Source organism: Ruegeria sp. BK1 (genome assembly GCF_056535645.1).
In genome coordinates, this window is the sequence record NZ_JBQFIS010000001.1 from 229,184 (window position 1) to 253,111 (window position 23,928).

At 58.8% G+C, this 23,928-nt stretch carries 29 protein-coding genes; 15 read left to right on the forward strand and 14 right to left on the reverse strand.

The window, feature by feature from the left end:
- Positions 1-19: 19 nt before the first annotated feature.
- The 3 genes from atpD to ACR3E7_RS01060 all read left to right on the forward strand — a co-directional run bounded on the left by atpD (position 20) and on the right by ACR3E7_RS01060 (position 2,335).
- Positions 20-1,444 carry a F0F1 ATP synthase subunit beta gene (atpD, locus tag ACR3E7_RS01050; protein ID WP_170783779.1) on the forward strand — a complete coding sequence of 475 codons (1,425 nt, stop codon included), beginning with the start codon at positions 20-22 and terminating at the stop codon, positions 1,442-1,444.
- A gap of 12 nt (positions 1,445-1,456) precedes the next feature.
- The gene (locus ACR3E7_RS01055) at positions 1,457-1,867 is read left to right on the forward strand and encodes a F0F1 ATP synthase subunit epsilon (protein WP_170768998.1); all 411 of its coding nucleotides are present in this window, start codon (positions 1,457-1,459) and stop codon (positions 1,865-1,867) included.
- A 117-nt stretch (positions 1,868-1,984) separates the two neighbouring features.
- Positions 1,985-2,335, forward strand: a complete 351-nt coding sequence (locus ACR3E7_RS01060) for an H-type lectin domain-containing protein (protein ID WP_170768999.1) — start codon at positions 1,985-1,987, stop codon at positions 2,333-2,335.
- A gap of 12 nt (positions 2,336-2,347) precedes the next feature.
- On the opposite strand, the gene rpiB is transcribed toward ACR3E7_RS01060, so the two are convergent.
- A complete protein-coding gene (rpiB, locus tag ACR3E7_RS01065) occupies positions 2,348-2,788 on the reverse strand; it encodes a ribose 5-phosphate isomerase B (RefSeq protein ID WP_170769000.1) in 441 nt (146 codons plus the stop codon).
- A gap of 60 nt (positions 2,789-2,848) precedes the next feature.
- Positions 2,849-3,868: a ribose-phosphate pyrophosphokinase gene (locus tag ACR3E7_RS01070; protein ID WP_170753405.1), complete on the reverse strand. Its 1,020-nt coding sequence runs from the start codon at positions 3,866-3,868 to the stop codon at positions 2,849-2,851.
- Between the two features lie 108 nt (positions 3,869-3,976).
- On the opposite strand from ACR3E7_RS01070, the gene ACR3E7_RS01075 reads away from it, so the two are divergent.
- The gene (locus ACR3E7_RS01075; protein WP_480503307.1) at positions 3,977-4,579 is read left to right on the forward strand and encodes a DsbA family protein; all 603 of its coding nucleotides are present in this window, start codon (positions 3,977-3,979) and stop codon (positions 4,577-4,579) included.
- Between the two features lie 59 nt (positions 4,580-4,638).
- Positions 4,639-5,400: an alpha/beta fold hydrolase gene (locus ACR3E7_RS01080; RefSeq protein ID WP_480719455.1), complete on the forward strand. Its 762-nt coding sequence runs from the start codon at positions 4,639-4,641 to the stop codon at positions 5,398-5,400.
- Between the two features lie 40 nt (positions 5,401-5,440).
- On the opposite strand, the gene ACR3E7_RS01085 is transcribed toward ACR3E7_RS01080, so the two are convergent.
- The 8 genes from ACR3E7_RS01085 to ACR3E7_RS01120 all read right to left on the reverse strand — a co-directional run bounded on the left by ACR3E7_RS01085 (position 5,441) and on the right by ACR3E7_RS01120 (position 12,659).
- Positions 5,441-6,475: a threonine aldolase family protein gene (locus tag ACR3E7_RS01085; RefSeq protein ID WP_170788163.1), complete on the reverse strand. Its 1,035-nt coding sequence runs from the start codon at positions 6,473-6,475 to the stop codon at positions 5,441-5,443.
- Positions 6,475-6,948: a YcgN family cysteine cluster protein gene (locus tag ACR3E7_RS01090; protein ID WP_170783791.1), complete on the reverse strand. Its 474-nt coding sequence runs from the start codon at positions 6,946-6,948 to the stop codon at positions 6,475-6,477. Before ACR3E7_RS01090 ends, ACR3E7_RS01085 begins: the two co-directional genes overlap by 1 nt.
- Positions 6,945-7,877, reverse strand: a complete 933-nt coding sequence (locus ACR3E7_RS01095; RefSeq protein WP_480503304.1) for a bifunctional riboflavin kinase/FAD synthetase — start codon at positions 7,875-7,877, stop codon at positions 6,945-6,947. The genes ACR3E7_RS01090 and ACR3E7_RS01095 overlap by 4 nt, the downstream gene beginning before the upstream one ends.
- Before the next feature lie 47 nt (positions 7,878-7,924).
- Complete coding sequence (locus ACR3E7_RS01100) at positions 7,925-8,368, reverse strand: MaoC family dehydratase (protein WP_170352332.1); 444 nt, start codon at positions 8,366-8,368, stop codon at positions 7,925-7,927.
- Positions 8,369-8,468: 100 nt separating this feature from the next.
- Complete coding sequence (locus tag ACR3E7_RS01105; protein ID WP_480503303.1) at positions 8,469-9,344, reverse strand: TIGR01459 family HAD-type hydrolase; 876 nt, start codon at positions 9,342-9,344, stop codon at positions 8,469-8,471.
- A 107-nt stretch (positions 9,345-9,451) separates the two neighbouring features.
- Positions 9,452-10,528, reverse strand: coding sequence for a DUF389 domain-containing protein (locus ACR3E7_RS01110; RefSeq protein ID WP_170788167.1), 1,077 nt, complete (start codon positions 10,526-10,528; stop codon positions 9,452-9,454).
- Between the two features lie 130 nt (positions 10,529-10,658).
- Complete coding sequence (locus ACR3E7_RS01115) at positions 10,659-11,579, reverse strand: manganese-dependent inorganic pyrophosphatase (RefSeq protein ID WP_170769022.1); 921 nt, start codon at positions 11,577-11,579, stop codon at positions 10,659-10,661.
- A 99-nt stretch (positions 11,580-11,678) separates the two neighbouring features.
- The gene (locus ACR3E7_RS01120; RefSeq protein WP_480503302.1) at positions 11,679-12,659 is read right to left on the reverse strand and encodes a TraB/GumN family protein; all 981 of its coding nucleotides are present in this window, start codon (positions 12,657-12,659) and stop codon (positions 11,679-11,681) included.
- A gap of 139 nt (positions 12,660-12,798) precedes the next feature.
- On the opposite strand from ACR3E7_RS01120, the gene ACR3E7_RS01125 reads away from it, so the two are divergent.
- The 6 genes from ACR3E7_RS01125 (at position 12,799) to ACR3E7_RS01150 (ending at position 18,590) form a co-directional block, all read left to right on the forward strand.
- Positions 12,799-13,473: a DUF2161 domain-containing phosphodiesterase gene (locus tag ACR3E7_RS01125; protein ID WP_480503300.1), complete on the forward strand. Its 675-nt coding sequence runs from the start codon at positions 12,799-12,801 to the stop codon at positions 13,471-13,473.
- 152 nt (positions 13,474-13,625) lie between these two features.
- On the forward strand, positions 13,626-13,913 hold the full coding sequence (gene groES / locus ACR3E7_RS01130; protein ID WP_170352338.1) for a co-chaperone GroES: 288 nt from the start codon (positions 13,626-13,628) through the stop codon (positions 13,911-13,913).
- 55 nt (positions 13,914-13,968) lie between these two features.
- Positions 13,969-15,609 carry a chaperonin GroEL gene (groL, locus tag ACR3E7_RS01135; protein WP_170440794.1) on the forward strand — a complete coding sequence of 547 codons (1,641 nt, stop codon included), beginning with the start codon at positions 13,969-13,971 and terminating at the stop codon, positions 15,607-15,609.
- A 178-nt stretch (positions 15,610-15,787) separates the two neighbouring features.
- A complete protein-coding gene (locus ACR3E7_RS01140; protein ID WP_480503299.1) occupies positions 15,788-16,630 on the forward strand; it encodes a DMT family transporter in 843 nt (280 codons plus the stop codon).
- Between the two features lie 38 nt (positions 16,631-16,668).
- Positions 16,669-17,442, forward strand: a complete 774-nt coding sequence (locus tag ACR3E7_RS01145; RefSeq protein WP_170769026.1) for an alpha/beta fold hydrolase — start codon at positions 16,669-16,671, stop codon at positions 17,440-17,442.
- Positions 17,439-18,590, forward strand: coding sequence for an alpha-D-ribose 1-methylphosphonate 5-triphosphate diphosphatase (locus tag ACR3E7_RS01150; protein WP_480503297.1), 1,152 nt, complete (start codon positions 17,439-17,441; stop codon positions 18,588-18,590). Before ACR3E7_RS01145 ends, ACR3E7_RS01150 begins: the two co-directional genes overlap by 4 nt.
- A 62-nt stretch (positions 18,591-18,652) precedes the next feature.
- On the opposite strand, the gene ACR3E7_RS01155 is transcribed toward ACR3E7_RS01150, so the two are convergent.
- The 4 genes from ACR3E7_RS01155 to ACR3E7_RS01170 all read right to left on the reverse strand — a co-directional run bounded on the left by ACR3E7_RS01155 (position 18,653) and on the right by ACR3E7_RS01170 (position 21,252).
- Positions 18,653-19,720, reverse strand: coding sequence for a 5-(carboxyamino)imidazole ribonucleotide synthase (locus ACR3E7_RS01155; protein ID WP_480503296.1), 1,068 nt, complete (start codon positions 19,718-19,720; stop codon positions 18,653-18,655).
- Between the two features lie 3 nt (positions 19,721-19,723).
- Complete coding sequence (locus ACR3E7_RS01160) at positions 19,724-20,479, reverse strand: NAD(P)-binding domain-containing protein (protein WP_480503295.1); 756 nt, start codon at positions 20,477-20,479, stop codon at positions 19,724-19,726.
- Complete coding sequence (gene purE / locus ACR3E7_RS01165; protein ID WP_480503294.1) at positions 20,476-20,961, reverse strand: 5-(carboxyamino)imidazole ribonucleotide mutase; 486 nt, start codon at positions 20,959-20,961, stop codon at positions 20,476-20,478. Before purE ends, ACR3E7_RS01160 begins: the two co-directional genes overlap by 4 nt.
- A gap of 66 nt (positions 20,962-21,027) precedes the next feature.
- A complete protein-coding gene (locus ACR3E7_RS01170) occupies positions 21,028-21,252 on the reverse strand; it encodes a YdcH family protein (protein ID WP_170736696.1) in 225 nt (74 codons plus the stop codon).
- 163 nt (positions 21,253-21,415) lie between these two features.
- On the opposite strand from ACR3E7_RS01170, the gene ACR3E7_RS01175 reads away from it, so the two are divergent.
- From ACR3E7_RS01175 to ACR3E7_RS01190, 4 genes are all read left to right on the forward strand, one after another.
- Positions 21,416-21,829: an Hsp20 family protein gene (locus ACR3E7_RS01175; RefSeq protein ID WP_170769031.1), complete on the forward strand. Its 414-nt coding sequence runs from the start codon at positions 21,416-21,418 to the stop codon at positions 21,827-21,829.
- 5 nt (positions 21,830-21,834) lie between these two features.
- Positions 21,835-22,059 (forward strand): DUF1150 family protein, encoded by a 225-nt coding sequence (locus ACR3E7_RS01180; RefSeq protein WP_170769032.1) that lies wholly within the window; start codon positions 21,835-21,837, stop codon positions 22,057-22,059.
- Between the two features lie 82 nt (positions 22,060-22,141).
- Positions 22,142-23,026: a PhzF family phenazine biosynthesis protein gene (locus ACR3E7_RS01185; RefSeq protein WP_480503293.1), complete on the forward strand. Its 885-nt coding sequence runs from the start codon at positions 22,142-22,144 to the stop codon at positions 23,024-23,026.
- Positions 23,026-23,892 (forward strand): glycosyltransferase family 10 fucosyltransferase, encoded by an 867-nt coding sequence (locus tag ACR3E7_RS01190; RefSeq protein ID WP_480503292.1) that lies wholly within the window; start codon positions 23,026-23,028, stop codon positions 23,890-23,892. Before ACR3E7_RS01185 ends, ACR3E7_RS01190 begins: the two co-directional genes overlap by 1 nt.
- Positions 23,893-23,928: the final 36 nt, after the last annotated feature.

Here is a 23,928-nt window from a genome sequence, read left to right on the forward strand (position 1 = left end):
GACATACCGGAGACGAAACATGGCGAATGCAAAAGGCAAAGTCACACAGATCATCGGGGCCGTCGTCGACGTGCAGTTCGATGACGCACTGCCTGAAATTCTGAACGCGCTGGAAACCACCAACAACGGCAAACGCCTGGTGTTGGAAGTTGCTCAGCACCTGGGTGAAAACACCGTCCGTACCATCGCGATGGATGCGACCGAAGGTCTGGTCCGTGGCGAAGTTGTGACCGACACCGGCGCACCGATCTCGGTTCCGGTTGGCAACGCCACCCTTGGCCGCATCCTGAACGTGGTCGGCGAGCCGATCGACGAAAAAGGCGACGTTGTTGCGTCGGAAACCCGCGCAATCCACCAGCCCGCACCTGAGTTCGCGGAACAGTCGACCGAGTCGGAAATCCTTGTGACCGGCATCAAGGTTGTTGACCTGCTGGCTCCTTACGCCAAAGGCGGTAAAATTGGCCTCTTCGGTGGCGCGGGCGTTGGAAAAACCGTTCTGATCATGGAACTGATCAACAACATCGCCAAAGTGCACTCGGGCTTCTCGGTGTTCGCGGGTGTTGGTGAACGGACCCGTGAAGGGAACGACCTGTACCACGAGATGATCGAATCGAACGTTATTAAGCCCGACAACCTGTCGGAATCGCAGGTTGCGCTGGTTTACGGTCAGATGAACGAACCTCCGGGAGCGCGTGCACGTGTTGCTTTGACCGGTCTGACCCTGGCCGAGCAGTTCCGCGACCAGTCCGGTACCGACGTTCTTTTCTTCGTCGACAACATCTTCCGCTTCACGCAAGCGGGCTCCGAGGTTTCGGCTCTGCTGGGTCGTATTCCTTCGGCGGTGGGCTACCAGCCGACGCTGGCCACCGACATGGGCGCCCTGCAGGAACGCATCACCTCGACCAAGTCGGGCTCGATCACCTCGGTGCAGGCGATCTACGTGCCTGCGGACGACCTTACCGACCCTGCGCCGGCAACCTCGTTTGCTCACTTGGATGCGACTACCGTTCTTAACCGTGCGATCTCGGAAAAGGGTATCTATCCGGCTGTTGACCCGCTCGACTCGTCGTCGCGTCTGCTGGACCCGGCCATCGTTGGTGAAGAGCACTACGCGGTTGCAACCGACGTTCAGCAGATCCTCCAGCGCTATAAGTCGCTTCAGGACATCATCGCCATCCTCGGTATGGACGAACTGTCGGAAGAAGACAAACTGACCGTTGCCCGTGCCCGTAAGATCGAGCGCTTCCTGTCGCAGCCGTTCGACGTGGCCGAGGTTTTCACTGGTTCGCCGGGCGTTCAGGTTCCTCTGGATGTCACCATCTCGTCGTTCAAAGCCGTTGTGGCTGGCGAATATGATCACCTGCCCGAAGCGGCCTTCCTGATGGTTGGTGGCATCGACGAAGTGATCGCCAAAGCGGAAAAGATGGCCGCAGAAGCCGCCTAAGGAGTATCCCTGATGGCAAACACGATGCAATTCGACCTCGTCAGCCCAGAGCGGAGCCTTGCTTCGCTTGAGGCCACCGCGGTCCAGCTACCCGGCGCGGACGGGGACATGACGGCAATGCCCGATCATGCCCCCACCATCACCACGCTACGCCCCGGTCTGCTGAAGGTTGAGGCACCTGCCGGAGCCAGCGAATACCTGGTCACTGGCGGGTTTGCCCAGATCAACGGCGACGGCCTGTCGGTTCTGGCTGAAAAAGCCATACCGGTTGCCGAAGTGACCCGGTCGCATCTGGATGACCTGATCGCTGAAGCCCGCGCCTCGCACGAGGCCGCAAAGGCCGGGGACGATCAGTCCATCGTTGACGATGCAGCCAAACTGCTGGCCGACATGGAAGCGCTTGGGACGCATATGAGCCTGTAACGGCTTGTTGCAAATGGATCATTCGAAACGGCCTCGCAATGCGGGGCCGTTTTTTTGTCGTGATTTGCTTGAAGTCTCAGATTAAGTTTTCAGTGTAAATGGTTATAGACGATAAAGATGAAGACATTTCGCACCCACCCGATTGGTATCGACCAAGGCGAGACTGTACTGTTTTCCGAATTTTCCAATGGCGGGGACATGTGGACAGGCAACGGAACCCGAGAACGGCGCGCGGCTGTTACGTTCAGCCAGCCGTTCAGGACCACGCCAGTGGTTCAGGTTGGCATATCCCTATGGGATGTGGACACAACCACCGCCCTGCGCGCCGAGGTCAAGGCCGAGGATATCTCAGCCGAAGGCTTCAGCGCCGTTTTCCGCACTTGGTCAGACACCCGCATCGCGCGGATCAGGATGTCCTGGACAGCGATCGGAGAGGTGGCGCATGAGGATGACTGGGACATCTCCTAGCCATCCGACGTTTCAGGATTCGATCATGTCCACCCGTGTTGCGTGACGGCCGCCTTCGAAATCGGCTCCAAGGAAAGCATCCACGATATCCAGCGCCTGACCTTCACCTACGACGCGTGCACCGATGGACAGCATGTTGGCGTCGTTATGCTGGCGGATCATCCGGGCTGAGAACGCGTCGGAACACACACCGCAGCGAATGCCGGGGACCTTGTTCGCCGCCATCATGATGCCCTGTCCCGTGCCGCAAAGGATGATACCCAGTGCGCAATCACCCGAGGCAACGGCGTCAGCGGCGGCTTTGCCGTGGATCGGATAATGCGTGCTCTCAGGTGTTTGAGGGCCGATATCCATGACCTCCCATCCTTGGTCCGCGATATGTTTGGCAACCGCTTGGCGCAGCTCGATGGCGGCGTGGTCGCTGGAAAGAACGATGCGTTTGGGGGCTGTCACGGAAAGCTCCTGCCTTAGAGGGGTCACGAAAAAGGGCGGCTGCAAGGCCGCCCGTTCAGATCAGTCCATGTGGTACATGGATTCGTAGATCGGGGTCAGGGTCTTGTCCTCGAACAGCGACGAGACCGAGGTGCCGTTCCAAATGTTCAGGATCGCCTGCGTAAAGATGGGCGCTGTCGGAACAATGCGGATATTTTTGGCTTTGGCGACTTCTTTGGTGGGTTGGATTGTGTCGGTCAGAACCAGTGATTTCATCACCGAGTTTGTCACACGCTCAACCGCCGGGCCGCTCATGACACCGTGGGTGATATAGGAATGCACCTCTTTCGCGCCGTTATCCAGCAGCACTTGCGCGGCCTTGCAGAGAGTACCCGCTGTGTCGCACATGTCGTCCACGATCAGGCAGATCTTGTCTTTGACGTCGCCGATGACAGTCATCTCGGCCACTTCGCCGGCCTTTTCGCGCCGCTTATCCACGATCGACAGCGGCGCTTCGATCCGCTTGGCCAATTCACGCGCGCGGGCCACACCGCCCACATCGGGTGAGACCACCATGATCTCATCCATCTGGTCCTTGAACTGGTTTTTCACATCCAGCGCGAAGATCGGTGAGGCATAAAGGTTGTCCACCGGGATATCAAAGAACCCCTGAATCTGGGCTGCGTGCAGGTCCATCGTCAGAACCCGCTCGATCCCGGCGCCGGTCAGCATGTTGGCAACCAGCTTGGCGGAAATCGGCGTGCGCGCCTTGGTGCGACGGTCCTGACGGGCATAGCCGAAATAAGGGATCACGGCAGTGATCCGCTGCGCGGATGAGCGGCGCAGCGCGTCGGCGATGATCAGCAGTTCCATCAGGTTATCGTTTGCCGGGTTCGAAGTCGGCTGGACGATGAACATATCCTCGCCGCGTACATTCTCGAACACTTCGACGAAAATCTCGCCGTCGTTAAAACGTTCGACCCGTGCGTCAACCAACCCCTGGTCAACGCCGCGATACAGGCTCATGCGGCGTGCAATGGTCTGGGCAAGCGGAAGATTGGCGTTCCCAGCGATCAGCTTGGGTTCGTTGAGTGTCGGCATCGGCTGAGGTCCCCGGGCAGCAAAGGCTAATGTGACAGATTCGTGATGTTGACACCGCTTAGCATGGCCTTACCGTCTCGCAAAGATAACGCAGCGGAGAAAGTGAACATGGCCACCATAGACTACTATTTTGCGACAATTTCGCCCTTCACCTATCTGGCCGGAACCCGGTTGGAAGAGGTGGCCGCGAAACATGGCGCGACAATTAACTACAAACCACTGGATATCATGGCCCTGTTTGGCCGGACCGGAGGCACCCCACCCAAGGACCGGCATATTTCGCGCACCGAATACCGAGCACAGGAATTGCAGCGTCAGGCCAAAAATCTGGGGATGGAATTCAACATTCAACCCGCACATTGGCCGACGAACATGGCGCCATCGTCCTATGCCGTGATCGCGGCGGCCAAGGATGGCTCAGGCGATGTGGGCAAGCTGGTCCATTCCTTCCTGCGCGCCTGCTGGGCCGAGGAAAAGGACATCGCGCAGGATGACGTGATCCGCGATTGCCTGTCGGCAGCCGGGTTCGACCCGAACCTCGCGGATAGCGGGTTGCTGGACGGTGCCGAAACCTATGCCGCCAATCTGGAACAGGCCGTGGACAGCGGTGCCTTTGGCGCGCCGTTCTATATTACCGAGGATGGACAACGGTTCTGGGGTCAGGATCGGCTCGAAGATCTGGACCGCCACCTGTCCGAGATGAAAGGGTGAAGGACGGGGTGGCCTCTTCCTCCATCTATGTCCGCAATCTAGGGAAAGGCGAGCGCAGTGTGCTCGCCTTGCATTGCACGATTGCGCATTCAGGGGCGTGGGCTGGTCTTGCGTCTTGTATCGGCACACAGGCTACATTCGTTGCACCCGATATGCTGTCACATGGCATGAGCCCTGATTGGGACGGGCAGTCAGATTTCTTCGACCTGACTACGGCGCTGTCTGCTGCTCAACTAACCCAGCCGATGGATCTGATCGGGCATTCCTTTGGCGCAATGATTGCCCTACGGCTTGCTGTAGAACACCCAAATCTGGTGCGCAGTGTTGTCTTGATCGAGCCCGTGTTTTTCGCCGTTGCCGCCCAGGACGCACCTGATTTGTTGGCTCAGCATGACATGGCAGCCCAGCCATATGTGGAGGCGTTGAAAGCCGGAGACATGCCGTTGGCAGCCCGTCTGTTCAACCGTATGTGGAGCACAGATGACAGCCTGCGTTGGCCGGACATGCCCGAGAAAACGCGCGCGGCGATGATCCGGGGGATCCGGGTTGTTCCAGATGTGGAGCAGTCTCTGTTCCAGGACACAAAAGGCCTCCTGAGACCAGAAGCGCTGCTCGGGGCCAAAGCACCTGTATTGCTCATGGCGGGCGGCAACTCTCATCCGGTCATGCCTGCGATTGCCCGGGGATTGCAAAGACGCCTGCCCAATGCGTCCAAGGTTACTGTAGAAAGCGCAGGCCACATGCTGCCGATCTCGCACCCCAGAGAAACCGCTGCGCAGATCACATCATTTTGGCAAAGCCTACAGTCTTCTTCTGTTTGAAAATACCTCGGGGGTTTGGGGGCAGAGCCCCCAACCAGCTTCAGATCAAACCCAAAAACCGGTCGATCTCTTCGGACGGCAGTGACCAGTCACACACCAGCCGACAGGCCAGCGGCTCTGCATCATCCGCACCTTCCAATTCGGCCCCCCACAGATGATAGACCGCTCCGGCCTCGTGCAGCTGTTTGTGCTGGGCGCGCGAGAATTCTGCGAAGATCATGTTCGCCTGCGGTTCATGCAAGAATGAGGCCCCCTTGGCCCGCAGCCCATCCGCCAGACGTGCGCAGTTGTCATTGGCCTGCCGCGCCATCCTCAACCACAGATCATCCTGCAGATACGCGGCCATCTGAGCCGACAAATAACGGTGTTTCGAAAACAGATGCGCGCCGCGCTTGCGGCGCAGCTCGAATTCCCAGGCTTTGGCCTCGTCGAAAAAGACCACCGCCTCGACCCCCATCAGCCCGTTCTTTGTGCCGCCAAAGCTGACCGCATCAACCCCCGACTTCCACGTCATCTCGGCGGGGGAACAGTTCAGCGCGACCAGCGCATTGGTGAACCGCGCACCGTCCAGATGCACTGGCAGGCCGTATTCCTTGGCAACACCGCACAGCGCCTGCAACTCTTCCAGCGAATAAACCGAACCTCGCTCGGTCACCTGCGTGATCGAGACTGGCCCGCGTTGCGGCCCATGCACACCGCGAGTTTCTTCGGCCAGAATGGTGCTGCGCAATGCGTCTGCCGTCATCTTGTCACCACCGGGCACCAGCGTCAGCTTGGCGCCGCTGTAGAATTCCGGGGCGTTGCACTCGTCCTCGTGAATATGCGCAACGGGGGAACAAAACACGGTGTCCCACGGGTTCGCCAGCGTCGACAGAGCCAAAGAATTCGCCGCCGTCCCGGTCGCCACCAGATAGACAGCTGCCCCTGGCGCTTCAAAGATACCACGGATTCGGTCGCGCACCTCGTTCATCAGCGTGTCGGCCCCGTAGGCCATCTGATAGCCCTCATTCGCGGCGCTCAACGCGGCCATCACTTGCGGGTGAACCGGCCCGGAATTGTCAGAGGCGAAATACATCAGTTGGGCTCCTCGATGATATAGTCTTCCCACTCTTCCATGGGGGTTTCGAACTCGGACACCGTGCGCCCCTGAACCGAGACCCCGGCGGCGTGTACGCTGTCGGGCGTACCAGATATCAAAGGGTGCCAGTCGTAAAGGGGTTTGCCCTCCCACAGCAGCCGATAGGCGCAGGTCTGGGGCAGCCAATAGGCGTGTTCATCGATATTATCGGGCGTCATCACGATGCATTCCGGCACGAATTGGTGGCGGATGTCGTATTGGGTGCAACGGCAGGTCTCATCATCCAGCAGACGGCAGGCAACGCAGGTCAGGGCGACCTCGCCCGTATCTTCGTCTTCCAGCTTGTTGAGGCAGCACTTGCCGCAGCCGTCGCACAGCGCCTCCCACTCGCGCTGGTTCATCTTGGTCAACGGTTTGCGTTCCCAGAACCGGGCGGACAGGCCGTTGCGGTCAATCGGGTCGGTGGTCATAGCGCCGCCAGTAGCGCACGGGCCTTTTCGCAATCGGCATCCATCTGGGTGATCAGTCCGTCCAACCCGTCAAAGGTCATCTCGGGGCGCAGGTATTCGACCAGTCCGACCGAGAGCGTCGCGCCATAAAGATCGCCCGAGAAATCGAACAGGAACGTCTCGATATTGGGCACTTCGCCGTCGAACATGGGGCGCGTGCCCACCGAGGCCGCGCCGTGATAGCTGCCTTGATGCGGGCCATCCAGCACATCAACCAGCACCGCATATACGCCGAATTTCGGCGGGTGCAGTCCCTCGATCGACATATTCGCGGTGGGATAGCCCAACTCGCGCCCGCGCTGTTCGCCGCCAATCACCTCGCCCTCGATCCGGTGCCAGTGGCCCAGCATCGCGGCGGCATCCCGGGGGCGACCTTCCGACAGCGCAGTACGGATCGCGGTCGAAGACACGACGTTTTCCGACCGCTCCATCAAGGGGGCGATGGTGGCACCGAAACCCATCTGGGCCCCAAACCGCACCAGATCATCGGCGGTGCCGCTGCGGCCTTTGCCAAAACAGAAGTCGGCCCCGACCACCACATGCGACAGCCCCAGCCCGTCACAGATCACATTGCGTGCGAATTCTTCGGGCGTCAGCCCGGCCAGCGCCGCGTTAAAGGGTAATTCATAGAGCTTCTGAACTCCCAGCTTCTGCAAACGGTGCGCACGGGCATTGCCGCGCATCAGGCGAAAAGGGGGGCTGTCGGGTGCAAAATACTCCCGCGGATGTGGCTCGAACGTCATCACACCCAGTGGCGCGTCTGGCGCGGCGTTGCGGGCCAGTTCGATCACAGAGCGGTGGCCGATATGCACGCCGTCAAAATTACCGATGGCGACACTGGCACCACGGTCCTGCGGCTCAACAAACTGGAAATCCCGGATAATGCGCATAGCGCCTGCCTAGCGGGACTGCGAGGCAGGTTCAAGGGTCTGAGACGTCAGTCGAACTTGCGCGATGGCGCCAGCACCATAGCCTCGCCCATCAACACCTTTTTGCCGTCTACCGCACAGTGGCAATCCAGCTTGACCCGGCGCTTGGCAAAGTCGATGTCGATCACCTTTACCTCGGCATAGACCATGTCACCGGGGCGGACCGGGGCCAGGAATTTCAGCGACTGCCCCATATAAACTGTGCCGTGGCCCGGCAGTTGTTCCCCTATCACAGCCGAGATCAGCCCCGCCGTCAGCATCCCGTGGGCAATGCGCCCCTCAAAGATCGTGTCGCGGGCATAATCGTCATCAAGATGCACCGGGTTGCGGTCGGTTGAGACCTGCGCGAACATTTCGATATCTTCGTCCGTCACCACTTTGCGCAGGTGGCGGGTCATGCCCATTTCGATGTCTTCAATACAGATCGTGCCGCGCGGAAGATTGTCCAACATGTCACCCTCACTCGATTTCAATGGGCAACAAAAAAACCAAAGTCACCCAAGTTGGGTAACTTTATTACTTCGCAGCTGCAGAAAATCAAGTCTTTTCTGACTAGCGCAAGCGGCCGATTGTGAAGGTGGGGTTGATGTTTTCCCTTGCGATATAATCAGTTAGGGATTCGTGATGCGGATGGTGCGACGTTTTAGTTTCCGCCGCCGCCAAGCCGCCCGAGATGAACAGAGAATCAATCCCCTCACCCATACCGCCCAGAATGTCGGTATGCGGTCCGTCGCCGATTACCAGAATGTCGCCATCGGGGATATCGTGACCCAACTCCTGCAGCCGCCGCCGCGCCAGATCATAGATCGGCGGATGCGGCTTGCCGAAGTAAAGGCTCTCGCCCCCCATCTCGGTGTAAAGCTTGGCCAGAGCGCCCGCGCACCATTCCCGAACCTCGCCCCGGTCGACCACGATATCTGGATTGGCGCAGAGAAGTTTCATGCCCTTCTGCTTAGCGTAAAGTAAATCCGCGCGGTTGACGTCAGGGTCGGCCATCGGATCGAATGGTCCACAGCAGACAATCCCTTCGGCCTGATCCAGTGGCACACGCTCGATCTGAATTGGGTGGTGCAAAATCTTCAGCGGCTCGAAAAAGCCAGCATCGCGCGCCCATTCTCCCATGAAGTAAACTTTTTCGCCTACAGCGCCTCGAAACATAGCTGAGCGCGCCGAGTCTCCGCTTGTGGCGATCGTATCATAGGCGTCGTTGGGAACGTTGAATTGTTCCAGTTGCTCGGCCACCCCCGCGCGGGGCTTGGGCGAATTGGTGACCAGCACAACAATGCCCCCTTTGGCGCGATAACCTTGAAGCGCTGCCACGGCTTCGGGATAGGCGGTTATGCCGTTATGCACACAGCCCCAGAGGTCGACAAACAGCGCTTTGTAGCGATCGGAGATTTCATCAAGTTTGTGAATAATCTGAGTCATTGAGCTGCCCCCCGGGGCTCTGGAGTCGAAGTTGTGCCAGCTATGTCAAAGCTTCGGTCTTTTGACCATCCCAGCTGCAACTTTTCTGAATGAATAGCCGTATACGTTCAGTTGTCTTCACTGATTTCCTCGACATCCGGTGCCAGTTGAACGTTTTCAGTACCTAGAATGATCTGGGCGCCGATCCTGTTCTGAAAGCGAACGACAACCAGATAACCCGGCCCCAACTCGTTGCGCAGTACGTCGACCAGGGGTTTCTCGCGCAGGCTTTCCGGCAGGAGGCCTGCGATTGAAGACACCTTGAACGCGGCTTCAATTGGCAGGTCAACGATCAGCCAGATATCGGCTTGCTTGCGTTGAGCGTTGACGTCGACGCGAACAATCTCGACCGAGACTGGATCAGCCCAATCGCGAATTGTCTGTGCCAATTGCGCTTCGGTCCGGGTTTCCAGATAGCGGTTATATGTCGACTTGCCCAATTGAATGACAACGAAGGTCAAGAACGCCAAGGTCACAACGACGCTGGCAGTAAAGTTCAGCTTGCGACGCCCCTTGCTGAAAACCACCGAACGAGCAGCGTACACGATGTAAACCGCGCAAGCCGATAGGATGATCGCCCCAAGGTTTGTTGCGAACAGCAAGCCGGCCTCATAAGCTTCAGCCGCTTCTTCAAAATACATCAATACCCCCGAGGCGGATAACGGGGGCACCAAAGACACACCGATCGCAGCACCTGGCAGCAGGCTAACTTCTGATCGATTTATCTGCACATACGCTCCGGCGACGCCGGCCGCCAAGGCAACGATCAGATCTTCAGTCCCGGGATCTGTACGCGCCAGAACCTGATCAGGGATTAGAATTCCGCGGGGAACATCGGCGATATAGACAAGAAACCAGGCCAGAAAGACGCAGATAACTGCCGCCCCGCTCACAATCAAGGCAAGCTTGAACGCACGTCCCAGCCACCCCATGACCATCGAGGCAGCTATGCCCAGTATCGGTGTCATCAACGGTGCGACCAACATGGCGGCAATCACCACTGCGCCTGAATCGCGAAGCATCCCCATGGTCGCGATCACAACCGACAGTGTCAAAAGCATCGCAAATCTGCGCCAATACGCCGCTCGGTCATGCCCTTCGAACCGAAGGATGTCCCTGGTGGTGCTGAATTTTCGTTTACTCATTCCTGCGACCAAGACCCAAGCAAGACTATCCGCACCAGACTATCAACGGATACGCTCTATGCAAAATCTTGTGTCTTAACGAAAAAAGGCGCCCCGATACTGGCGCCTTTTGTTTGTGGTGCAACGAAGATCACACTTTGAGGTTGGGGATGATCTGCTTTTTCCGGCTCATGATTCCGGGCAGAACCACAGCGTCGCCGTTTACTGACGCACCAAAGCTCTTCTCGGCCACGCCTTTCACAAGGTCATTGGGCACAAGCAGGGTGGCTTCTTCGTTGAGGATGTCGACGACAAACAGCAATACCTGATCAACGCCGTCTTCCTTGGCAACATCCACCATCGACGCGGCCAGGCTGTCTTTGCGGTCCAGAACGACGCCCGGAGCGGTGGTTTCCAGAACTGAAACGCGGAACTTGGTGCCGTCGACTTCGTATTCCTTGCTATCCATGCGGATCAGTTCTGCGTCCGAGAACGAGGATACGTCCGACTTCGCGGCAAACATGTCAGCCGCATAGGCCGAAACGTCCAGACCCAGTTCAGCCGCCAGTTTTTCAGCCACTGCGCGGTCATGGGCGGTGGTGGTGGGCGAGCGGAATTCCAGCGTGTCCGACAGGATGCAGGTCAACGCCGCGCCTTTGACGGCGTCAGGCATTTTGGCAGCGTCGTCGCCCATCAGGTCAACCATGATCGTCGCGGTGCAGGCCAGTGGGCGCACGGTGATGTCGATTGGGCCTTTGGTTTCCAGTCCGCCGACCAGCTTGTGGTGGTCGATGATGGCGCGGATGTCTGCGCTGTTGACGTTGGCGGGCAGTTCGGCGGGGTTGTTGGTGTCAACGATTACAACTGGCACGTCCGCGTCCACGTCGGCGATAATACGCGGCTTGGGCAGGTCCCAGCGCTGCAGCATAAAGGCGGCCTCGGTGTTGGGTTCACCCAGCAGTACGGGTTCAGCCTGTTCACCTTTGACTTCGTTCAGATACCACGACCACAGGATCGGGGAGCCGGTGGAATCGGTGTCGGGGGATTTATGTCCAAATACGAGGGTTGTCATGTCAGCGTCCTGAGGATGGTAAATTTGCGCGCCTTATAGGGTGGTCAGGCGCGCTTGTCACCCGGTCTCGGTTGCACTGCGACGATAGGTAAAACCGGCTTAGAACGGCCCGCGCTCCAGAGTGTAGCCAGCCTGTTCCAACAGGTTCAGAAGGCCATGTTCTCCACCAAGGTGTCCAGCGCCGACCGCGATCACGGCAGTCTGGTCCTGAATGTCCAGAATATGCGCCATCCAGTTATTGTTGCGCCCGATCAGAAGCTGTTCTTCGAACCCGTCCCATTCCTCGTCGAAAATCTCTTCCGTCAGGCCCGAGGTCTCAAGCCCCTGCAACCGCGCGAATTGTAGGATTTCGCCGTGTTTCTCTTCGAGATAGGCGTTCAGCATCGTGGCCAGCTGGTCTTCGCTGCTTTCGAAGGCGTCTGCCATTCGGACGAGGGATTGCACCTGCTGCTCCATCGGGAATTCGTTGAACATCGCCATCAATTCCGCCGTTGTCTCAAGCGAGAACTGAGGGATGTCGTATTCGGCCGCCAAATCGGTTAGACGGGCATCCATTCCGTAACTGGCGTTCGGTTCGTGCACCATGCAGGGCGGCACGCCCAAAGTCATGCTGAGAAACCAGGGGCGCATTTTGGCCCCCATCCAGCTTGGGATGCCGCGATCGGCTAGACCTTGTGACAGGGTCTCCCACTGCTCGGCGGGGATCATGTCAATCAGCGTCGGGCCCGAGGTGATCAGAACCGGGCTCAGATCTTTAGCTAAACCTTGCTGAAAGGCGTCCATCTCGGCCTTGGTCACTTCGAAAAAAAACGAATCCGCCTGGCTGAGCGTTGGCTCTAGCCGCTCGACCACCGCGTCCATGCGGGCGTCATTGGTGTGAACGGTGCCAATCAGATGCAGGGTTGCACCGTCCTTGGTGGCGATCCAGTGATTGCCTTCGGGGTAGGGGAAATCAACGAGCGCCTGTTGAATCTGATCCTGCATTTCAGCCGATAATTCCGGGCGCAGGTCGCGCCCCTCGCAGGCAGCATAAGCGCTCAGCGGTAGAAATAGACAAATGAAGACGAACAGAAAACGCATTGGAGCCACCCTTCAAACCTCGGACTTTTTTATATGTGCCGCGACCTTGCATTGCGCAAGGCATGGGATCAAGCGGTGCAAAGCGCCGCCGGTCCGATCTGTGTCTGGCATTCCACAGCAAATCCCCTAGCATGGCCGTATGGAGCGTGAGCAGGATCTTTACCCCCCCATCAAAGCGTTGTTGGAGCGTCAAGGTTACACCGTCAAGGGTGAGGTGGGTGCTGCCGATATAGTCGCCGTGCGCGCTGGGGAAGATCCGGTGATTGTCGAGTTGAAGTTGCGGTTCTCGCTGACCTTGTTTCATCAGGCGATCGCGCGGCTGAAGGTGACGGATCAGGTTTATATCGGGGTGCTCAAACCCAAAGGTCGCAGCGCTCGGCGGGCTCTGAAGGACAATCTGGCCTTGTGCCGACGTCTGGGGCTGGGTCTGATTACCGTACGCGCTGATGGCGCGGTTGAAGTGCAATGCGATCCGGGACCCTATGCTCCCCGTATGAGCAAGACGCGAAAGGGGCGGCTGCTGCGCGAGTTTGACCGCCTGGAGGGCGACCCCAATGCGGGCGGGGCCACGCGTCATGGGATTGTTACTGCCTATCGACAGGATGCGCTGAAATGTGCGGCGCATTTGGCCGAGTGTGGGGCGACAAAGGGATCTGACGTAGCCAAGGCGACGGGCGTGACCGAGGCGACAAGGCTGATGCGTACCAATCACTACGGGTGGTTCGACAAAGTTGAAAAGGGCGTTTATGCCTTGTCAGACGCAGGGCAGGACGGTCTGAAACACTGGGCCTACAGTTGGGATCACCCCGAATAGGGGCAGAGGTCCAAAAAATCCTTCACAGCTTGTTGACTCGGGGAATTGCACCCCCTAGCTATGCGTCGTTATCACTCGACAAGCATGAGTGCTAACGCCCCGCCATCCGGCGAGGGGAGGATTAACAACTTTGAGCCCAAGGAGCTGCAAAGATGGCATTGAAACCGCTTCATGACCGCGTGCTGGTTCGCCGTACCGAAAGCGAAGAAAAAACCGCAGGCGGCCTGATCATTCCTGACAGCGCAAAAGAAAAGCCCAGCGAAGGCGAAGTCGTCGCAACCGGCGAAGGCGCACGCAAGGACAGCGGCGAGCTGATCGCAATGGCTGTGAAAGCTGGCGACAAGATCCTGTTCGGCAAATGGTCGGGCACCGAGGTTCAGGTCGACGGCGAAGAGCTGCTGATGATGAAAGAAAGCGACATCATGGGGATCATCGAGTAAGCCGCGCGCTTCACTCTGATCTTCATTTACAACTTATTTCTCAAGGAGAAACGACATGGCTGCAAAGGACGTCAAGTTCGACACCGATGCCCGTAACCGCATGCTGGCAGGCGTAAACATCCTGGCCGATGCTGTTAAAGTGACCCTGGGCCCCAAAGGCCGTAACGTGGTTCTGGACAAATCCTTCGGCGCACCGCGCATCACCAAAGACGGTGTTTCGGTTGCCAAGGAAATCGAACTGGAAGACAAGTTCGAAAATATGGGCGCGCAGATGGTGAAAGAAGTCGCCAGCCGCACCAATGACGAAGCCGGTGACGGCACCACCACTGCAACTGTTCTGGCTCAAGCAATCGTTCGCGAAGGTCTGAAGCAGGTTGCTGCTGGCCTGAACCCGATGGACTTGAAGCGCGGCATCGACCTGGCAACTGCCAAGGTTGTCGAAGGCATCAAGTCGGCCTCGCGTGAAGTCAAAGACTCGGCAGAAGTTGCTCAGGTTGGCACCATCTCGGCCAACGGCGAAGCCGAAATCGGCCAGCAGATCGCAGACGCGATGCAGAAAGTTGGCAACGAAGGCGTTATCACCGTCGAAGAAAACAAAGGTCTGGAAACCGAGACCGATGTTGTCGAAGGTATGCAGTTCGACCGCGGCTACCTGTCGCCTTACTTCGTCACCAACGCAGACAAGATGATCGCAGAGCTCGACGACTGCATGATCCTACTGCACGAAAAGAAACTGTCCTCGCTGCAGCCGATGGTTCCGCTGCTGGAGCAGGTTATCCAATCGCAGAAGCCGCTGCTGATCATTGCCGAAGACGTTGAAGGCGAAGCGCTGGCAACTCTGGTTGTCAACAAACTGCGCGGCGGCCTGAAAATTGCTGCTGTCAAAGCACCGGGTTTCGGCGATCGCCGCAAAGCCATGCTGCAGGACATCGCGATCCTGACCGGCGGTCAGGTCATCAGCGAAGATCTGGGCATGAAGCTCGAGTCCGTCACCATGGACATGCTGGGCACCGCCAAGAAGATCGAAATCACCAAAGACGAAACCACCATCGTCGACGGTGCAGGCGAGAAAGCCGAGATCGAAGCACGTGTTGCTCAGATCCGCACTCAGATCGAAGAAACCTCGTCGGACTACGACCGTGAGAAGCTGCAAGAGCGCGTTGCCAAACTGGCAGGCGGTGTTGCTGTTATCCGCGTCGGCGGCATGACCGAAGTTGAAGTGAAAGAGCGTAAGGACCGTGTGGACGATGCTCTGAACGCGACCCGCGCTGCTGTGCAGGAAGGCGTTGTCGTGGGCGGCGGTGTTGCTCTGGTTCAGGCCGGTAAAGCACTGGAAGCTCTGGAAGGTGCAAACGCTGACCAGAACGCAGGAATCAACATCGTTCGTAAGGCAATCGAAGCGCCGCTACGCCAGATCGCTGAAAACGCAGGCGTTGACGGTGCAGTTGTTGCTGGCAAAGTCCGCGAAAGCGGCGACGCAGCGTTCGGCTTCAACGCGCAGACCGAAGAATATGGCGACATGTTCTCGTTCGGCGTGATTGACCCGGCCAAAGTTGTCCGTACTGCACTGGAAGATGCAGCATCGGTTGCTGGCCTGCTGGTCACTACCGAAGCAATGGTTGCCGACAAGCCCCAGAAAGACGCACCCGCTGCTGGCGGCATGCCCGACATGGGCGGCATGGGCGGCATGATGTAAGCTGCTTAAGCTAAGCACTTAGGAACGGGGTCGCCTTCGGGCGGCCCCGTTTCGTTTGGAATGCCCGCTGCGCGGACATGCCTCCGGCGGAGGTATTTTTGAACAGAAGAAGGGCGGACACGGTTTGTCGCCGGGAATGTGAGTGTGCAAATGCGTCCGAACACGCTATGCGGTGGAAATGCGACTGTTTTTGCTGACTGCCCTGACTATGTGTGCCTTTGCGGCGAATTCGATCCTCAACCGTTTGGCCATTGAGAGCGGCGCGAGCGACCCTGCCGGGTTTGCCATCGTGCGTGTGTTGGCCGGGGCAGTGGTGTTGGCTGGGCTTGTTTTTTTGCGGGGCGGGGCGCTGCCTTTGCGCAATGTCCGACGCATTGCAGGGGCGGGGTCTTTGTCGCTGTATATGATTGGGTTTTCGCTGGCCTATCTGACTTTAGATGCCGGGCTGGGCGCTTTGATCCTGTTCGGTGTCGTTCAGATCACCATGTTCGCGGTGACATCCGTCACGGGGTCGGCGCCTAGCGCACGGCAGATCGCAGGAGCTGGTATCGCTTTGGCTGGTCTGGCATGGGTTCTGTGGCCGAGCGGAGAGATTCAGGTGAACCCGGTGGGAGCGGCATTGATGATTGCGGCAGGGGTCGGATGGGCAATCTATTCGCTGGTTGGCCGGTCCGAACCAGATGCGCTGGCCGGAACAGCTGCCAATTTCGTCGTTGCTCTGCCTATCACAGGGCTAGCGTTGTTGCTGGTTGGAGGAGAGTGGAACATGACAGCCACCGGGTATGTACTCGCCGCTTTGTCTGGCGGTGTGACATCTGGGATGGGCTATGCCCTGTGGTATAGGGTTCTGCCGCAGCTGGCCCCGACGACTGCCGCCGTTGTGCAGTTGAGCGTGCCGATCATTGCCATTGTAGGGGGCGTTGCCTTGTTGGGTGAAACCGCCAGCCTACGTCTGATCCTTGGTGCCGCGCTGGTTCTGGGTGGCATTGCGTTGGCCGTTCTGCGCCTGTCGCGGCGCTAGGGGTTTCATCGCGCCCGCTTTGCCCTTATCTGGCCGCTATGAGATATGTGTTGGCCATTATTCTGTTTTTGTTGCCCGCCGCGGCCCATGCGAAATGTGTGGTGCTGCTGCACGGGCTTGCCCGGACCGAGGCGTCCTTTACGGTGATGGAGCAACTCTTTCAGGCGCATGGCTACACTGTTGTGCGGCCCGGATATCCCTCGACCGATCTGCCGATTGCCGAATTGGCGGCTCAGACCCTGCCAGATGCCTTTGCGGCTTGTGGTGACGATACCGTCAACGTGGTGGCGCATTCCATGGGGGGTATCCTGTTGCGTTTCTGGTTGCAGGACAACATGCCCGAAAACCTGGGCCGCGTGGTCATGCTTGGCCCGCCCAATCAGGGTAGCCAACTGGTGGATGAGTTAAGCGCCTACGAGGTCTTTGGTATCCTGAACGGCCCTGCCGGGCTGGCGTTGGGCACAGGTCCCGAAGGTATCCCGCGCAAGTTGCCGCCGGTGGACTTCGAACTTGGGGTGATCGCCGGTGAAAATTCGCTGAACCCGCTGTTTTCATCGCTGATCGAGGGCAAAGATGACGGTAAGGTCTCGGTCGAGACGACCAAGGTCGAGGGCATGAAGGACCATATCGTTCTGCCCGTGACCCATACTTTTATGATGAACAATCCTCGCGTGATGGCGCAAGCACTGCATTTCATCGAATTCGGCCAGTTTGACCCTCAGATTACATGGCTGGATGGCGTGCAAGCCATCATAGATGAGATCTGCCTCGGTTGGGATTGCTCAGAACCAGAATCGGAACCCTCGGAATGAGCGATCTGGCCCTGACGTTCACCGGCGCCGAGGTTCTGTTGCCAGGGGACGGTCTGGCCTTAGCTAATTTGTCGCTTGCAAAAGGAGTCATTCAACCCGATCGCGCTGGCCGCGCCGTTGACCTAAACGGATTTCTCGTTTTACCTGGCATTATCGACCTGCACGGGGATGGGTTCGAACGTCACATCGCGCCGCGCCGTGGGGCGATGAAACAGATGGATGAGGGTATTCTGGCGGTCGAGGCCGAACTGGCGGCCAATGGCATTACCACCGCCGTGCTGGCGCAGTTTTACAGTTGGGAGGGCGGCGTGCGCGGTCCCGAATTTGCAGGGCAGGTCTTTGATGCAATTGCGTCCGTCAGAGACAGCGTTGTGACCGATCTGTTGCCCCAGCTACGGTTCGAGACGCATATGCTGGACGACTATGTTGATTTGCCGGAGCGAATTGCGGCGTGGCAGGTGCCCTATGTCGTGTTCAACGACCATCTGCCGCATGATCGCCTTGCCGAAGGGCGCAAACCACCGCGTCTGACCGGGCAGGCGTTGAAGGCTGGGCGTAACCCTGAAATGCATTTCGAAATGCTGCTGTCCATGCACGCGCGGGGATCAGAGGTTCCAATGGCATTGGATAGCTTGTGCACGGTGTTGGAAAAGCAAAACGTGCGCATGGGCAGCCATGACGATGCCACTGCCCAAACCCGCGCAGATTGGCGCGCGCGTGGGGCGAAGATATCGGAATTCCCCGAAACGCTCGAAGCTGCCGAAACCGCTCGCGCCGCAGGGGACCATATCATTCTCGGCTCGCCCAATGTGGTGCGCGGGGGCTCGCATAAAGGCAATGTCAGCGCGTTGGACCTGATCACGATGGGGCTCTGTGATGCGTTGGCCTCTGACTATCATTACCCAAGCCCCCGCCGCGCCGCACTGATGCTGGCTAAGTCTGGTTTGTTGGGTTTTGCCGAGGCTTGGGCGCTTGTGTCCTCGGGCCCTGCGCGCGTTCTGGGTCTGAATGACCGGGGTACGCTGGCCCCCGGAAAACGCGCGGATCTGACCATTTTGGACAAACAAACCCGCCGCGTTGCCGCGACCATGGCAGAGGGGCGCTTCAGCTATATGGCCGGGGATATCGCGGCCCGGTTCCTTGTCTGATCCGCAAACTTCATCTGGCTAAAAATATCCCCGCCGGAGGCATCGCGCACCAGCGCGATTTCCTAGCGCGAAATGCGGTTGAAATGCCCCATCTTGCGGCCTGCCTTGACCTCGGCCTTACCGTAAAGATGCAAGGCTACATCGCGCTCTCTCGCCAAATCAAGCACCCGATCCATGTCATCGCCGATCAGGTTCTCCATCACCACATCACTATGGCGCTGACCGTCGCCCAAGGGCCACCCGGCGACCGCGCGGATATGCTGTTCGAACTGATCCACAGCACAACCGTTCTGCGTCCAGTGGCCCGAGTTATGCACCCGCGGCGCAATCTCATTCACGATCAATCCGCGCGCGGTCACGAACAGCTCGACCCCCATGACGCCCACATAATCCAGCGCGTTCAGGATATTGGCTGCCAACAGCACCGCATCGGTGCGCTGCGCCGGAGGCAGTCGGGCCGGGACAGTCGTAGTATGCAAGATACCATCGCGGTGGACATTCTCGCCGGGATCGAAACAGGCGACCTGACCATCCAGCCCGCGTGCGGCGATGATCGAGACTTCGTGGCTAAACTCTACAAACCCTTCAAGGATCGCTGGTGCACCCGCCATATCGGCCAGAGCAGCCTCGGCATCTTCGGGCGCGCGCAACCGGGCTTGCCCCTTGCCATCATAACCAAAGCGGCGGGTTTTCAGGATCGCGGGCGTGCCGATTTCCTCAATCGCGGATTTCAGGCTGCCCAGACCGGTGATATCGGCAAAAGGCGCAGTTTGTAGGCCCAGCCCTTGCAGAAAGTTCTTCTCGGTCAGCCGATCCTGACTGACTCGCAACGCCTCGCGGCCCGGGCGAATGGGCCGGTGTGCCTCCAGCAGGTCCAGAGCCTCGGTCGGGATGTTCTCGAACTCATAGGTGATAATATCGACCGACTCGGCAAAGGCGCGCAGGGCGTCGGCATCGTCATAGGCGGCTGTGGTCACGCGGTCTGCGACCTGACCAGCGGGCGGGTTCGCGCCAGGCTCGAATATATGCGTCACAAAGCCCAGTCGCGCTGCGGCAACGGACAGCATCCGGCCCAGTTGTCCACCGCCAAGCATGCCAATCGTGGCTCCGGGTGCAAGCATGTCCGTCATTCTTCAGGTCTCCAGCCGTTTGCCGATTGCAGTCAGGGCGTCGCGCAGGGCCGCATGGGCCTTGCCCGCTTGCAGGGTTCGCGTCATTTGCAAGCTCAGTGTTCCGTCGGTTGCCAGCGCATCGCGTTCGGCGGCAAGCCGACCAGCCTGACCCTTTTCCATGCTGGCCAGGAAACCAGCCATCAATTGGGTCGTGTAGAATTCCGCACCATCCGCATCGCCGGTCTGTTCGGTTAGCCAATCCAAGCCGGTGGTCAGCAGATCCAGAACACCCGGAACCATCGCGCAGATAGCAAAATGAGCATTAAGCGAGGCCTCATTGGCTACTTTCACAACCGGGTTTTCAGGGCCCATCAGACCCGCCAACAGATCATCGTTCCCATAAGCCGCCAAGGGGCAACCGCCCTGTTCCAAAAAGCCCAGAGGGATCGTCTGCACGAAATCCCCCGCAGGGGCGCAGAGCGACCTGAGATCCGCCTCGGACACTGCCGCCATCACCGAAACGATCCGATGGTCGGCCCGAAAGGACAGGGGGGCCAGCACATCCGTTGCAACATGCGGACGCAGACACAGGAACACGATCTCGGACTGGTCGATCACCGATTGCGGATCGCCGACCGTTGCGTTGATGTCGACCTTCAGTGCTGCCGACACGGTGGCGTTACGCTCGGTCACATAAATCTCATGCCCTTTACGGGCCAGCAGCCGGGCAATTGGCGCTGCGATGTGGCCGGTGCCGATGAACCCGACACGGCTCATCCTTGTGGCTCTTCCGGGATCGAGGCCGACAGAGCTGCGCGCCACGCATCCAGCCGCTGCGCCAGAGCGTCATCCTGCAAAGCCAGAATGCCAGCTGCCATCAGGCCTGCATTGGCCCCACCGGCGGCGCCAATCGCCATGGTCGCCACAGGAAACCCCTTGGGCATCTGAACGATGGAATAGAGGGAATCGACACCCGACAAGGCGCGCGTCTGTACCGGCACGCCAATCACTGGCACGCGGGTTTTTGAGGCCATCATACCCGGTAGGTGCGCCGCCCCTCCGGCTCCTGCGATGATCACATGCAGGCCACGCGACACTGCGGTCTTGCCATAGTCCCATAGACGGTCAGGGGTACGGTGGGCGGACACGATACGCTTTTCATAGGCAATGCCCAACTCGTCCAGAATATCGGCGGCCTCTTTCATCGTGGGCCAGTCCGATTGGCTGCCCATGATGATCCCCACTTTCACATCGCTCATCCGCTTTACGCCCCTGCCTGATGAAAGAGCGCGCACTATAGCCAAATCCGCATTCGTGGCAATGCGTCAGGCGATGATGTCAGGGGTCAGACGGTCTTCGATCAGACGAATAATGTCCTTGAGCCGCAGTTTCTGCTTTTTCAAGCGCTTGACGGTCAGTTGATCGGCCGTTCCGGTGGATTGCAGCGCCTCGATCGCTTCGTCCAGATCGCGGTGCTGGCGGCGAAAAACCTCCAGCTCGACCCGCAAAACGTCATCGGTTTTCATCGAAAGATCGGTGGGCGCGTTCATGAGCGACTCAGTGACTATTGTGGTGCTTGTCGCACAAGATAGTGTGTCAGGGTTTATCCTGCCAGACCTTGTGGACATCCAGGTACATTCCCATATTCTATTGTACGCTGTTGCCGGAACGGGGCCGCACAACACGTCGCTTTGGCAATAAAGGACGAAATACGTGTCTAAACTTACCTTGGGCTCATACCCGCATCTTTTGGGGTTCGAGCAACTGGAACGCCTTCTGGAACGGTCTGCAAAGGCCGGAAATGAGGGGTATCCGCCCTACAATATCGAACAAACCTCGGATTATTCCTACCGCATCACGCTGGCCGTAGCCGGATTTGCCGAGCAAGATCTGTCGATCACCATCGAGGATCGCCAACTGGTGATCCGGGGCCGTCAACGCGACGACAGCGAGGGGCGCATCTTCCTGCATCGCGGCATCGCGGCACGTCAGTTCCAGCGAATGTTCGTGCTGGCCGACGGAGTCGAGGTGGGCGAGGCGATCATGGAAAACGGTCTGCTGCATGTGGATCTGACCCGCGCCGTGCCGGAAACCGTGGTGCAAACGATCAACATAAGAAAGGGGTAAGAGCAATGAATACACCGGTACAAATAGACGCTAATGGCGACCGTATCGTCTATGTGAAGAAGGTCGAGATTACCGACCTGCCGCGCGAGGTGCGTGAACAGGCGGGTGATCTGGATACGCTCTATGCGGTACATGATTCCGATGGCCAACGCCTGGCTCTGGTCGCCGACCGCAAGCTGGCGTTCAACCTCGCGCGCGAGCATGACTTTTCGCCGGTGGCCGTGCACTGACACGGCCCCTGAGGCGTTTTCCTCGTGACATCCGCCGCTCGCCGGGCCAGATATGCCGTGCAATGGCATGGGATGCGCGGGAATGAGCTGGTTCGATTTTGACTGGGTGGATGCTTTTACCGACCGGGCGTTTGGCGGCAATGGATGTGCTGTGGTGCATAACGCAGCCCATCTGTCGGACGCAACCTGCATGGCCTATGTGCAAGAGACGTCTTTGGTCGAATGCACCTTTACCGGCCCCTCTGACGTGGCCGACATCCGGGTTCGGTATTTCCTGGCCAGCCGTGAAATTCCCTTTGCCGGACATCCCACCATTGCCACCGTCGCGGCCATGCGGTCGCGTGGTCTGTTTCAGGGCGATGCCCTGACGCTTGAGACCGGTGCCGGGATCGTCGATATCCGCCTGAATGGTGATGAGATCGAGATGACGCAGATCGCGCCCCAATTCGGCGCGCAGGTCCCAGTTGAACTGGTGGCCGAAACGATCGGCCTGCCGACCGATGCCATCATTTCCCCGCCGCAATTCGTGTCTACCGGTCTGCCGTTCTGCATCACGGTTCTGCGCGATCACGCGGCGTTGCGCGCCGCAAAACTGGTGGAAGGTCCATTGCGAGAGGTTGCGGCCAAAGCAGGCTTTTCCGGATCGGACATGGCCGAGCCATTTCTTGTGACGCTGCAAGGCGCGACCGGGGCGGGTGACACGTTCTCGCGCTTGCTGCTGGCCCCACCCAGCCCACCCGAGGATCCGTTCACAGGTTCTGCCACCGGTGCGATGGCGGCTTATCTGTGGAAATACCGGCTGATGGACAAGGACAGCTTCATCGCCGAACAGGGCCATGATATGGGCCGTCCGGGTCAGGCCACCGTCACGCGCGTTGGCCCACCAGAGGCAATGACCGGTATCAAGGTCGCCGGACGCGGCCATGTGCTGATGCGTGGGCAGGTCGACCTGCCCGAGGGGGTCTGATGTCCGAGCCCGCGATTGCCATTCTGCCCTATGGGCACCGGTTGGGGCCGAAACTGGCCGCGGTTCCCCTCAGCGATCTGATCTGGCCCGAGGGTTGCCCGGATCGCCTGATCGGTAAAACCGTCAGAGATCTTGAATCTACCGATCACCTGATCATGTATCCCAATTCTACCGTGCATCTGCGGTTGCGCCGGGGTACCCGCGCGCAGATTTCGCTGATGATGGGGGAACCCTCGGCCATCCACGCAAAACACGACCGGATGCTGCGCTGGACATGGCGGCGGTTCTTTCGCGTGCTGACCTTCCATGACGTCCTGCTGCAAGGCATCCCGAACGCGGTTTTTCTGCCCTATGGCGTCACCATGGTGCCGGAGTGGCAGGCGTTGTCCGTCGAAAAGACCAAATCCTGTTCGCTGATCGCCTCGGCCAAGCGCGATCTGGAAGGTCACCAGCTGCGCCATGCGGTGATCGACTGGGTGCGCGAAACGGGCGCGGATGTCGATATCATGGGCCGTGGTTATATGCCGTTTGACCAGAAATCCGACGGGTTGGCGCCTTATCGCTATTCCGTGGTGATCGAGAATGTGCGGGAGCGGAATTATTTCTCGGAAAAACTGACCGATGCAATCCTCTGCGCCACCGTTCCGATCTATTGGGGCTGCCCGAATATCGAGGATTTCTTCGACACATCGGGCATGATCCTGTGCGAATCCGAGGCCGATATTCACCGTGCCATTCAAGACGCCTCGCCCGAGGACTACGCTGCGCGCCTGCCACATCTTCAGGCGATCCAGCCTAAAGCGACCGAGTTCGGAGATTTCGAATCCCGCGCCGTTGCGGCCATCCGCGCCGCGCTTCGAACATGAAAAAAGGCCCCCGCGGTGCGAGGGCCTTTGACTGTT